This window comes from Streptomyces sp. UNOC14_S4 (assembly GCF_020740835.1).
Lineage (GTDB): Bacteria > Actinomycetota > Actinomycetes > Streptomycetales > Streptomycetaceae > Streptomyces.
The window spans coordinates 1-10,949 of record NZ_JAINFC010000245.1 but is presented as its reverse complement, the minus strand read 5'-3'; the positions used below and the strand labels follow the sequence as shown (position 1 = coordinate 10,949).

The window sequence follows — 10,949 nt, the reverse complement described above, 5'->3', positions numbered from 1 at the left end:
CTCCTCGCCTACCGCCTCAAGTCCTGGCTGCCACCCGCACTCCCCGTACAGCCGCGAGAGCCTGCCCCGGAACGGCCCGGCAAACCGCTTCCCCTCCAGACTTGTGACGGCTGCGAACGAGCCTTCCGCTCGGCCACACCCGGCAGATGCCGCGACTGCCGGACGTCTGACGCAACAAGCTCGGCGGCATGACCGGTTGGCTTCGGCACGTGGTCGGGAGCGAGGTCCGGGCCCGGATCAGCTGACCGGGTCGGCCCAGGAGCGCGCTGAGCTGGTCATGACGAACCCGAGCCTTGCCCAGGTGGAGGAAGCGCTGGCTGCCTGGCAGCAGACGGTGAAGCGACGCCCCAGCAGGCCAGACCGACTTATGCAATGACGCGCATAGTTGCGTTCCTGCATAGACGGCTCACCCGCCGTGCTCGTACCGTCATGGCATCTGGCCCGCAGGGGTCCTGAGTTAAGGGGGTCGTAGCCATGGCTCGCGAGGAACTGACTCGACTGACCGGCAGCGGAAACGGCAACTGCAACCACGACGACTGCCCCAACGTGTACCGCACGGCCACCGGATCGTTCCTGGTTCAGGGGGAGGCGTCCGACGCCTTCAAGCCTGCGGCTGGGGAAGGGCTCGTAGAGATCCCTGAGAGCGTGCTGAAGGAGGCTTTCCGTGTTCTTGGATGGTGAGAACTGGACGGCGAAGGTCCAGGGCTTCAAGCGGGAGGCGTGGCGGCTTGAAACGCTTCCCTGGTACAGGGTGCCCAGCGAAGAAGATGAAATTCGTGACTTCCTGGCCGGGCGCCGAATCGATCCACAGAACCACTCTTCCGGGTATACGGAGGGTCTACGTAAGATCAGGGCAGAGGGGAAAAGTAAGGGGCGCGTTCACATCGTCACGCGACCCCTCACGGAATACCTCCGATTCGAGTTCATGTACTACGAAGCTCATTCTCTGGCCGGGGACGATATTCGCATCCTCGATGTGACCGGTCGGCCCAACCCGCTGGAAGGTGTTCAAGACTTCTGGCTGTTCGATAAAACAGAAGTGGTCCTCATGAACTACGAGGCAGACGGCACGCAGATCAATCGGGAACTGTACGAGGGCGACCCTGGGCCGTACGTCGAATACCAGCGCATCGCGCTCGCGGAATCGGTTCCGTTCCAGGAGTACGTGAACGGTGGCCATCGAGCCTGACCGGCTAGACCAGTCGGGACGCGAACTGGCAGCCATCCTCAAGCGCCTCCGTAAACAAGCCGGGCTCTCAGGAGTCCGGCTTGCCGCGCGTTGCAACATGTCTCAATCCAAGATCAGCCGGATTGAGGGCAACAAGAGCCGTCCGTCATTGCTGGATGTTGAACAACTCCTCCGGGGCCTCAACGCACCCCCCGCCATTGCGGCCGAGGTGATGGCCCTGGCCAGGATCGCTCAGACAGAGTGGCAGGGCGGGAGGACGCTCCGAAGAAAAGGGCTCGACAAGAAGCAAGTGCAGCTTGCAGGGCTTGAGGCGTCGTCCACGACGTTCCGGTACTTCCTGCTGTCCATGATCACAGGACTTCTGGCGACACCTGAATACGTTCGCGCCAGCCTGGCTCAGGCTCCACCGGAGCAACAGGCCAAAGCCGCGGCGATGAAGCTCGACCGTCAAAGAGTTCTGTTCGATCGGTCCAAGCGATTCACGTTCATTCTGACCGAGCAGGCTGTCAGGTACCCGCTTATTCCGCCCGATGAGCTGGCGTTGCAGATTGACCGACTGGCCTCTCTCACGCACCAGCCGAACATCCGACTTGGCGTCATCCCCATGGGAGTCCACTTCACCTCTGGGGCGTTGAGCACGTTTACAGTCTATGACGAGACTCTGGCGACTGCGGAACTCGATCTAGGGGCGATCGTTTTCCGTGACGACCGAGATGTGCAGGATCTGATTCTACGGTTCACCGGATACGAAGAGTATGCTCTTTTCGGAGAACAAGCCAGGGGGAGGCTCGCGGAGTGGGCAGCCGTCTGCCGATCGTGATCTTTAAGCCGGAACGTGCATAAAACTGGTTTCACCGGCTCACCGGTCCCACGATGTGCCAATGACTACGGACATCGAAGCAGCCGCACAGCAAGCCGCCGCCTTCCTGGCAGGCAAGAAGAAAGCCGACGACATGGCTTTCATGCTGGGGCGCGCGCTGGCGGAGATGGGCATCAGGGTCGGGGACACGGACGCGTGGCCGCTGCTGAAGGGCCGCGCGTCCCTCAGTGGTGAGCCGTCCGTCTTTCTCGGGACGGTTCCACTGGCCACGGCCAAGAAGCTGATCAACGCCCTGATCTACGCGGAGTCGGCGAAGCGGAGCCAGCGGGATCGTGACGCCGGCCGCGAGCACTGACGCGGTGTCCGTACCCACCTATCGGGAAGGATCACCATGACCTCCGACCTGTACGACCTGAACATCGACGGCGCCCAGTTCTCCAAGGCGCGCGGCGGCAGGCTCGCAGAGTTGCACGATGGCCGCCCCATGACCAGGGGCTATGCCATCTGGTAGTTCGTAGGTCGTCCGGGCCGAGCCGCGCGTCATCAACGCACCAGCCGGAGCCATGCACGGACCACGGTCAGAGCACCCGGCGCAGCCGGGCCGGCGAGCAGCAGCTGGGGCAGCTACGGGTGGGCGAGACCGTCCGGCACCTTCGCCCGAACGGCTGCCCGGCCCCGCTCAGCCCTTCGGCTCGGACAGGATGCAGAACTCGTTTCCCTCCGGGTCGAGGAGGGTCACCCAGTGCTGCCCTTCCTGCACGGAGTTGGCGCGCCGGGCACCGAGGGAGAGCAGCCGGGCGACCTCGGCCTCCTGGTCGTCGGGGCGGAAGTCGGGGTGGAGCCGGTTCTTCGACGTCTTGCCCTCGGGGACAGGCACGAAGAACAGCCCCGGCATCCGGTCCGGCTCAGGCCGGATCTCGATGATCTCCTCGGATTCGTCGACCACTACCCAGCCAAGCGCCTCGGCCCACCAGCGCCCGAGGGCGATGGGGTCGGAGGAGTCGACGATGATCTGTTCCCATTCGAGTGCCATGGGCGTGAGCATAAACAGGGTCGGCTGGCTGCCAGGGCTGGGGGTGACTGCCGTCGACCGCCGGTCCGGTGTGCGGAATCCGGTACGGTCCGGCACCATGCTCAAGAAGAAGTGCGAGGCCACCAAGGCCGAACGGGACGAGGGGCGGGCCGCATGAGCTCCCGCCATGCGACGCCGCGTCCCGCCGGTGTCCCGCCCATGCCCGGGCGCAACCTCAAGGCGTTGCGGGAGGCGATCGCCGTCCATGCCCCGCGTCTTCTCGCGGACTTCGACCGGCACTGGAAGCGCGATATCGCCGACACTTACGACCTCACTCCGGTCCCTGCCTTCATGGCCCGCTGGTGGGCCGAGTACGCCCTTGCCCGCGACCCTCGACTGGACGCGCGGGTGTCCGACCTGGAGGACCGCGCGGCTGAAGCGGACGATGTCGCTGAGGCCAGAGCGCTCCTTGAGCAGGCCGCACACCTGAGGCGGGAAGCCGGACAAACGGAGCCCGGCCAGTGACCGACGGCTTCATGGGCCCGCCATGGCTCCCGCCTGAACACCCTGCGGTGGAGGAGGCCCGTATCTGAGTGGCGGATCTCGCGGCATCGCGCCCGACGACGGTCGCGGCCTGAGAGCATCGGCTCCATGGGCAAGCACTCCCGGCCCGGGCCGCCGAACCAGCCCTCCCGCGCCGTTCCCCGCCTCAATTCCGACGACCAGCTCGCGGCGTACAACAAGCGGCGCCGCCCACCGCTGGACATCTACCGCCGCCACCGACCGCTGCACGGCGGCGCCGGACACCGCCATCCCTGCGAGCCACGGGCCTTGGAGGAATGGGATGGGTTCACCTTCGTCCCGGCCGGGACGGCGGCCGACCTCGCGGCAGCCCAGCGGTGGGTGAACGAGCAGTTGTCCGGCGGGTGAGAAGGACAGCGGGCAGCGGTCGTGCAACCGGAGGGTGCCTGGGGCCGACGTCGCGCTCTACGCCGGTGGTTCAGCCCGCCGTGACGGTGGTGACGAAGGACGACCAGGCGGCCCGGGGTATGGCGAGTGCCGCACCGCCTGGGTTCTTGGAGTCACGAACGGCGGCGTCGGCGGGGGTGGCGCGGGCGGTTTCCACGCAGTCGCTTGGGTCGCGGTCGCTGTAGCTGCTCTTGCGCCATGGCTTTGTCATGCTGCCGAAAACCTTCCATCGCTTCACGGATCAGCTCGGCGGATTCTTCAGCCGACGGGACGTCGGCTCTCAGCACATCATAGGTCCGTGAGAGCTGTGCCAGGACGTCTGGTTCGTCGCAGAAATGGCCTCGATTCACGGACTCCGAGTACGCCCACTCGTGACCGTCCGGGAGCTTGATGATGCACATGGAGGTCCTTGGGCGCACCAGGTGGCCCATGTGGGACGGGGCTACCTGAATGCGGATGTTCGGACGTTGCCCTACGGAGAGCAGGTGAGCGCACTGCCTGTGCATTACAGCGCTGCTCCCGACGACGTTGCGGATGCAGCTTTCGTCGAGAACTGCCACTAGAAGAGCGTCTTCTGCATCCAGGAAGCGGCGCTGCCTGCCAAGCCGTACCCGTACACGGTAATCAGTGAGAGCGGGGTCTTCCTTGGAGCCTCGCGAGAACAGGGCGTGGACGTACTCCTCCGTCTGTAACAGACCTGGCATGACCTGCGTTTGGTATGCGCGCAGGGATACAGCCTCCGCTTCCATCTCCACCCGGCGATTGAACCAGTCGGGGTATTCGACCTCCTGAGACGTCCAGTCGATTTCCACCCACAAGCGATAGAGCGCACCCTCCGTCGGCAGCAGGTCGTCGCAGCGTTTGACCAGGTTCTCCCTCGGGGTGCGGGTCCCGGCTTCGACACGGGCGATCAGGGACCGGTCGCACGGGACTCCCAGGGCCAGGTCCTCCTGTCTCAGGCCCGCGGCCTCGCGGAAGTGCTTCAGCAGCATGCCGAAGACGAAGGCGTTCGTGAGCGCTGACCGTCGTTCCATGGATGACCCCTCGTGTGACCGGTGACCTGGCACGCGTCAGGCGTTGCCACAGCATGTGGCCGGGGACAACGCTGGCCGTACCCAGGGCAGTTACGGCGCATCGGCGCCGTGCCACATGATGCGCGAGGACTCTCATGTCGTACACGGAAACAGCCGCTTATATCCCACAGATCGGTGACATCGTCGCTGTACCCCATTCATCCGGCCCGGAGTGGCGTACAAAGGGCCGACCCTGTGCGTTGTGCTGGCGGTTGACGGACGACAGGCTGCGCGCCTGGGAGCGTGGCAACCGCGCGGCGGAGGACCGGATCCTCGCCGAACTCGCGGCGCACAAGCGGGCGGCGCACGGGGAGGGGAAGCCGTGACGGGGGAGACGCGGCCGCTCACGCGTGAGGGGCTGGAGGAAGGGCTGTTGCGCATGCGCTACTTCACCGCGTGGCGGCTGCGCGAGACCGACAAGGCGATGAAGCTGTACGAGGAGCTGCGCGCCCGGCGGCGCGAGCCGGAACGGCGGGTCTGACGGCTGGCCGGATGGCATGACGAAGGGCCCGTCCTCGGAAGGACGGGCCCGGCCAGGGGCTAGCCCTCCGGGAGCCCCGCGGACTTCCAGTCCTCGTTGTCCTGCCAGGCGTAGAGGGTGGAGCCGTCGGCGTACGCGTAGTAGAGGCCGCAGCGGGCCTTGGCCCGGTCGGAGGGCTTGTCCGGGAACCAGGAAGCGACCAGGGCGGGCTGCTTCGCCGATGTGCCGGACGGGAGCGGCTTGCAGCTCGTCGGCAGCTTGCCGTCGGGGAGTGTGGCCTTGAGGATGCGGTCGCCGCCCGTGGTCTTCATGGTGTAGCGGATGTCGCGGGCGTCGTCGGGGAGCCAGCGCGGCATCGACTTCCGGTCCGCCTTGGCCTCGGCTCCCGTGGCGTAGCGCGACGTCTCGTCGTGGCGGGTCTCGGCCCAGCTCTTGGCGGCGGGTACGGCGAACGCCGCGCCGACGCCGAGGACGGCGGCACCGGTGACGACACCGATGAGGATCTTGCTTTTCACGAGGGCCTCCCAGGGCGGGGCAGCGGGGCGGAATGACTGATTCCAGTATTCGGCCGCCCGCACCGTCCGCCGGTCAGCCGGAGGAACCGGATCGCCGTACGCCTCCGGGTGGACCGCCCCTAAGGGCTCCTAGGGGGCCGGCTCGCCGGAGCGCCGCCACCCGCCCACGTGGACGGGGTGGCGGCGCTCCGGCGAGCCGCCGCGTTCGGCATGCGTCAGGCCAGTGACCGTATGACCTTCAGGGTCTTGTCGATCTCCTGCGGGAAGTTGACGATGCCGGCCGACAGGCGCACATGCGGAACCGCGTACGGCGTGGCGCTGGCGACGATCTTTTTGTCGCGGAGGATCTGCACGACGTCCTTCGGCTTGTAGCCCTGGACGTCAAAGGTGACGATGCCCGCGGACACTGTGGGGTCGAGCGGCGTGTGGAGCGTGACGTGCTTCATGCGCGCCAGGCCCTCCTTGATCTGGCCGTTCAGTTCGAGGATCCGGTCCTGGATCCGCTTGCGGCCGATCTGCCGGACGAAGCGGAACGCCTCGATGACGGCCCACTGGTGCTCGTACGCGAAGAAGCCGCCCGGGCTGATCCACGCGGCCTCGGTCGGACCGTGCGGCGGGCGCTCCTCCCGCCAGGCGTCTTCCGTTTCCGGGGCCATCAGGCTGGGAATGGTCGGCTGGACATGCTTCCAGCTCTCGGCCCTCCCCCAGATGATCCCGGTCCCGTGCGGTCCGAGGATCCACTTGTGCGTGCCCGCGGCGAAGAAGTCGCAGCCCATCTTCGCGACGTCCTCGTCCGCCACGCCGAAGCCGTGGACCCCGTCCACCACCAGCAGGATGCGGTCGGCCTCGGAGCGGTTGCGGTTCAGGTCCTTGACGACGGCGGCGACCTTGGATATGGGCAGCCGCACGCCGGTGTTGGAATGGACCCAGGTGACACCGAGGACCCGGGTGTTGGGGCGCACGGCGGCGCGAATCCGCTCCACGGCCTTGTCCGCGGAGAAATTCAGCGACGATTCGTAGAGCGGAATCTTGCGCCAGCTCGCGCCCCATTTGTCGCAGGCCAGACGTATTGATTCGTGGTGCGGGTAGAACTCGTGCGTGGTGGTCAGAATTTCCTGGCCCGGCTTCAGGCGCAGGCCGTTGTAGATGAGGGCGAGCCCCATGGTGGTGCTGCTGGTGAGAGCGATCTCGTTGGGCTGCCCGCCGGTGTATTCGGCGGCGGCGGCGCACACCTTGCGCCACAGCATGTCCTGATCGCGCTCGAACATGTTGTCGTCGAGGGCGTTGTACGGGTTTTCGTCGAACGCCTTCCGGTACTTCGCGATCGCCTCGCGGACGGGGGTCGGATTCGAGGCGAAGAAGAAGTTCGACAGGTGCGCGTAGTCGGGCCGGAGCAGGAACTGTGCGCGGATGGATTTCCAGTCGTGCGGCGAGAAGGGCTGGGACGCGGCCGTTTGCGCGGCCGTTTGTGCGGCCGTTTGTGCGGCGGCGTTCCCGATGGGCCCCAAGGTCAGTGCGGAGGCCGCGATGCCGGAGCCGACCAGCATGTTGCGACGTGAAAGAGACACGGTTACCCCTCCATAAAGTGTTATGCAGTGGCTGTGTATCGCCGGGTGTGGTGTCAGATGTGGTGCCGGATGTGATGCCGGGCGAAGTGTCGGATGCAGCACCCGGATGTAATGCCGGATGTAATGCTGGAATGTAACGCCGGGTGTACACCGGATGAATTGCCGGGCCAGGGCGGTGGCGGTGCACCGCGGTCGTTCCGCCGGGGTTCGCTGCCAGAATTCCCCGGTTGTTCGGTGAGATTCATTTGTGCTTGATCATCTCATTTTGGGGAGATTAACAGCTTCCGTTTCCGGCGGTCAAGGCGGCATCCGGAACTTCGGCGACCGGTCGCGCGGGCCGGTGGATCGGAAATCGGCTTCTCCGGGGTTGTCGAAGGGGCATTTCGAGCCAGGCGCGCATAAGGGATAAACCTGGGCCCATGCCGGTGGCATATGCAGTTCGCATGAGGAATAAACTGGGCGAGATGGCCACAAAACCATCGGCCGATGCCCCGGTTCGACGGTGAAAGTGCTGGTGGGCTTGACTGGGGCTTGACGGAACTTGGCGTTGATCGTTAACTGTTGATCGTTAACACTATTTCCTATCTACCTGTAGTGTGAAATCAACGGGGAGCGGTGGGGGCGTTGACGGACTTATTGAAGACAACAGCTCGGGATCCGGAGGCTGCGGCGGGGGGCGAGCCCGCCGATGTTCACCTGGTGCCGGTCGACTCTCTGGTGGCCGCGGACTCGCCCCGGCTGGGCGGGCTGAGCCGGGAGCATGTCGAGGTGCTCGCGCAGCGGGACATCGAGCCGATCCTGGTGCACCGGGGGACCCGGCGCGTGATCGACGGGATGCATCGCCTCCAGGCCGCCGGGCTCCGGGGGGAGCGGATGATTCCGGTCCGGTTCCTGGACGGGCCGGTCGGTGAGATCTTCATTCGCTCCGTGGTGGCCAATGTCGCCCACGGTCTGCCGTTGACGCTCAAGGACAGAAAGGCCGCGGCCGGGCGGATCCTCATCTCGCACCCGGACCTGTCGGACCGCGCGATCGCGCGCATCACCGGACTCTCGCCCAAGACCGTGGGCGTCGTCCGCCGGGCTTCGACCGAGGAAGTTCCTCAGTCGAAGGTCCGGGTCGGGGCGGACGGCCGCTCCCGCCCGCTCGACGCCGCGCGCCGCCGGGAAGCGGCACGCGCGTTCCTCGCCGAGCACGCCGGCGCCACGCTCCACGAGATCGCCGCCAGCGCGGGGGTGTCGATCAGCACCGCGTGCGAGATCCGGCAGCGGGTGCGCCGCGGCGAGCAGAACGAACAGGACCCTTCGCCACCGCGCACGCGCCCCGCACGCGGGGCCCGTGACCGGAACCGGGCGGCGAGCATCGGGCCGCCGGCAGGCGACCAGCGGGCGGAGGGCGCGCGGGCGCAGCGCATCGAGACCTTGGCGAAGGACCCGTCGCTCAGATTCACCGAGTCCGGGCGTGCGCTGCTGCGTTGGCTGAACGAGCGTGCGCCGGATCTGGAGGCGGGGCGACAGCTGATGTCCGCGGTGCCGCTGCACTGCGCGGTGGCGGTCGCGGACCTGGCCAACTCCTATGCCCAGGAATGGCAGCGGTTCGCCAGCGCCCTGGACCAGGCCCTCGGTGACGCGGGCGAGCAGTAGGACGCCGAGCAGTAGGCGGTAGGACGCCGAGCAGTAGGACGTGGTCGAGCGGCGGAGCGTGCCGGAAGCGGAACTCCGTCTGCCTTGTGAACGGGCCGTGAAACGGGCGGGGTTACGACCGCATTTCCTTGACGGAATGATCAGTGCCCTGAAGGATCAATATGCGCTCGGCGGTAAGTTTCATAGGCCAAGCACGGCCCCCGCTGCGGTGCTTTGTGTGAGCGCGGAAACGCCGGCGCCGAACGTCAAAAGGGTCTGGAGTTCGGGATGAATCAAGCGGGGAATCGAGTGGACACCTTAGGTGGTGCGGAAACGGCCGCGGCCGGCGCCGACACCGGTGCCGATACCGGCGCTGCGACGACGAGCGTGGACGTGGCCGTCGTCGGAGCGGGTCCCGCCGGTCTGTACGCCGCCTACTGCGCGGGATTCCGCGGACTTTCCAGCGCGGTGATCGACGCGCTGCCGGAGCCGGGCGGCCAGATCGCGGCCCTGTACCCGGAGAAGAAGATCTACGACGTCGCCGGCCACGCGGCCGTACGGGGCCGGGAGCTGGTCGACCAACTGGTCGCCCAGGCCGCGCCGTTCGAGCCGCACTACCTGCTCGGACGGACGGCGGTCTCCCTGGCGCCGGACGCCGGGGCGGGCTGGTCGATCGGGCTGGAGGGCGGCGGGCTGGTGCGTGCCGGAGCCGTCGTGATCGCGGGCGGGCTCGGCCGTTCGGTCCCGCGCACGATGCCCGCTCTGCGGCCCTATGAGGGGCGTGGCGTGGCGTATCACGTGCCGCGGCTCGACGAACACCGGGACCGCGACGTGGTGATCGTGGGCGGCGGCGACAGCGCGGTCGACTGGGCCCTGGCCCTCGAACCGATCGCCCGGTCCGTCACCGTCGTCCACCGGCGTTCTGCCTTCCGCGCCCACGAGCACAGCGTCAAGCAGATGTATGCGGCCGATATTCGCGTGCTGACCGACGCACAGGTAACGTCGTGCGAGGGCGCGGAATATCTGGAGGAAGTCCGCGTCACGATCGGCGAAGAGGAATTGGTGCTGCCCGCCCAATCCCTTGTCGCGGCCCTGGGATTCATCACCAGCCTGGGCCCGATCGCCGAATGGGGACTCCAGGCGGAGAACCGTCAGATCGTGGTCGACAGGGCGATGCGGACGAATCTTCCGCGGGTCTACGCCGTCGGTGACATCTGTACCTACGAGGGTCGCGTCCCGCTCATCTCGGTGGGCTTCGGCGAGGCGGCGACCGCGGCGAACCACGCGGCGGTCGAACTGCGCCCCGGCTCCCGCCTCGCGCCGGAGCACTCCACCGACCGCGACGCCATGCCGCTGTCATGACCCCGGAGAAGCCGCTGTCATGACCCTGAAGAAACTGACCATCCTTCCGACCGGAACCGAGATCCTGCTGCCCACGGGATCTCCCCTCACCGAAGTCGAGTACGAGACCCCGCAGCGGCTCATCCCGTTCGGATGCCGCTCCGGATCGTGCGGCGCGTGCGTCGTCGAGGTGCTGGAGGGCTTCGACTCCCTCGGCGAACCCGACGACGACGAGCTCGACTTCCTGGAAGACCTCGGCCGGACCGGCGGCAACCACCGTCTGGCCTGCCAGTGCCGGCTGCGGGGCGACGCGACTGTCCGCGTCGCCGACGACATCTGAACCGCACCCGATCCCCAATCC

General features: G+C 66.9%; 16 protein-coding genes. 11 read left to right on the top strand and 5 right to left on the bottom strand.

Annotated features, from left to right (window positions below):
* Positions 1-474 precede the first annotated feature (474 nt).
* The 4 genes from K6I34_RS21555 to K6I34_RS21540 all read left to right on the top strand — a co-directional run bounded on the left by K6I34_RS21555 (position 475) and on the right by K6I34_RS21540 (position 2,364).
* On the top strand, positions 475-681 hold the full coding sequence (locus K6I34_RS21555; protein ID WP_229327970.1) for a hypothetical protein: 207 nt from the start codon (positions 475-477) through the stop codon (positions 679-681).
* Positions 665-1,189, top strand: a complete 525-nt coding sequence (locus K6I34_RS21550) for a DUF6879 family protein (protein WP_229327969.1) — start codon at positions 665-667, stop codon at positions 1,187-1,189. The genes K6I34_RS21555 and K6I34_RS21550 overlap by 17 nt, the downstream gene beginning before the upstream one ends.
* Complete coding sequence (locus K6I34_RS21545) at positions 1,173-2,009, top strand: Scr1 family TA system antitoxin-like transcriptional regulator (RefSeq protein ID WP_229327968.1); 837 nt, start codon at positions 1,173-1,175, stop codon at positions 2,007-2,009. The genes K6I34_RS21550 and K6I34_RS21545 overlap by 17 nt, the downstream gene beginning before the upstream one ends.
* Positions 2,010-2,070: 61 nt before the next feature.
* Positions 2,071-2,364, top strand: a complete 294-nt coding sequence (locus K6I34_RS21540; RefSeq protein ID WP_229327967.1) for a hypothetical protein — start codon at positions 2,071-2,073, stop codon at positions 2,362-2,364.
* Positions 2,365-2,688: 324 nt separating this feature from the next.
* On the opposite strand, the gene K6I34_RS21535 is transcribed toward K6I34_RS21540, so the two are convergent.
* Complete coding sequence (locus K6I34_RS21535; protein ID WP_229327966.1) at positions 2,689-3,042, bottom strand: VOC family protein; 354 nt, start codon at positions 3,040-3,042, stop codon at positions 2,689-2,691.
* A 4-nt stretch (positions 3,043-3,046) separates the two neighbouring features.
* Here K6I34_RS21535 and K6I34_RS21530 point away from each other — a divergent pair, with 4 nt between their 5' ends.
* The 3 genes from K6I34_RS21530 (at position 3,047) to K6I34_RS21520 (ending at position 3,951) form a co-directional block, all read left to right on the top strand.
* Entirely contained in the window at positions 3,047-3,199 is a 153-nt protein-coding gene (locus K6I34_RS21530) for a hypothetical protein (protein ID WP_229327965.1), read from the top strand.
* On the top strand, positions 3,196-3,546 hold the full coding sequence (locus K6I34_RS21525) for a hypothetical protein (protein ID WP_229327964.1): 351 nt from the start codon (positions 3,196-3,198) through the stop codon (positions 3,544-3,546). Before K6I34_RS21530 ends, K6I34_RS21525 begins: the two co-directional genes overlap by 4 nt.
* 126 nt (positions 3,547-3,672) lie before the next feature.
* Positions 3,673-3,951, top strand: a complete 279-nt coding sequence (locus K6I34_RS21520; RefSeq protein ID WP_229327963.1) for a DUF6087 family protein — start codon at positions 3,673-3,675, stop codon at positions 3,949-3,951.
* Between the two features lie 70 nt (positions 3,952-4,021).
* Here K6I34_RS21520 and K6I34_RS21515 read toward each other — a convergent pair whose 3' ends face one another.
* Entirely contained in the window at positions 4,022-4,147 is a 126-nt protein-coding gene (locus tag K6I34_RS21515) for a DUF397 domain-containing protein (RefSeq protein ID WP_229327962.1), read from the bottom strand.
* Complete coding sequence (locus K6I34_RS21510) at positions 4,104-5,024, bottom strand: helix-turn-helix transcriptional regulator (RefSeq protein WP_229327961.1); 921 nt, start codon at positions 5,022-5,024, stop codon at positions 4,104-4,106. Before K6I34_RS21510 ends, K6I34_RS21515 begins: the two co-directional genes overlap by 44 nt.
* A 361-nt stretch (positions 5,025-5,385) precedes the next feature.
* Here K6I34_RS21510 and K6I34_RS21505 point away from each other — a divergent pair, with 361 nt between their 5' ends.
* A complete protein-coding gene (locus K6I34_RS21505) occupies positions 5,386-5,544 on the top strand; it encodes a hypothetical protein (RefSeq protein WP_229327960.1) in 159 nt (52 codons plus the stop codon).
* A gap of 59 nt (positions 5,545-5,603) precedes the next feature.
* Here the strand turns inward: K6I34_RS21505 and K6I34_RS21500 are convergent, their stop codons facing one another.
* Positions 5,604-6,059: a hypothetical protein gene (locus tag K6I34_RS21500; RefSeq protein ID WP_229327959.1), complete on the bottom strand. Its 456-nt coding sequence runs from the start codon at positions 6,057-6,059 to the stop codon at positions 5,604-5,606.
* 215 nt (positions 6,060-6,274) lie between these two features.
* The gene (locus K6I34_RS21495; protein ID WP_229327958.1) at positions 6,275-7,627 is read right to left on the bottom strand and encodes an aminotransferase class V-fold PLP-dependent enzyme; all 1,353 of its coding nucleotides are present in this window, start codon (positions 7,625-7,627) and stop codon (positions 6,275-6,277) included.
* A gap of 699 nt (positions 7,628-8,326) precedes the next feature.
* Between K6I34_RS21495 and K6I34_RS21490 the strand changes: the two genes are divergently transcribed.
* The 3 genes from K6I34_RS21490 (at position 8,327) to K6I34_RS21480 (ending at position 10,928) form a co-directional block, all read left to right on the top strand.
* The gene (locus K6I34_RS21490; RefSeq protein ID WP_229327957.1) at positions 8,327-9,268 is read left to right on the top strand and encodes a ParB/RepB/Spo0J family partition protein; all 942 of its coding nucleotides are present in this window, start codon (positions 8,327-8,329) and stop codon (positions 9,266-9,268) included.
* 288 nt (positions 9,269-9,556) lie between these two features.
* The gene (locus K6I34_RS21485) at positions 9,557-10,609 is read left to right on the top strand and encodes an NAD(P)/FAD-dependent oxidoreductase (RefSeq protein WP_308294036.1); all 1,053 of its coding nucleotides are present in this window, start codon (positions 9,557-9,559) and stop codon (positions 10,607-10,609) included.
* A 19-nt stretch (positions 10,610-10,628) separates the two neighbouring features.
* The gene (locus tag K6I34_RS21480) at positions 10,629-10,928 is read left to right on the top strand and encodes a 2Fe-2S iron-sulfur cluster-binding protein (protein ID WP_229327956.1); all 300 of its coding nucleotides are present in this window, start codon (positions 10,629-10,631) and stop codon (positions 10,926-10,928) included.
* Positions 10,929-10,949 lie beyond the last annotated feature (21 nt).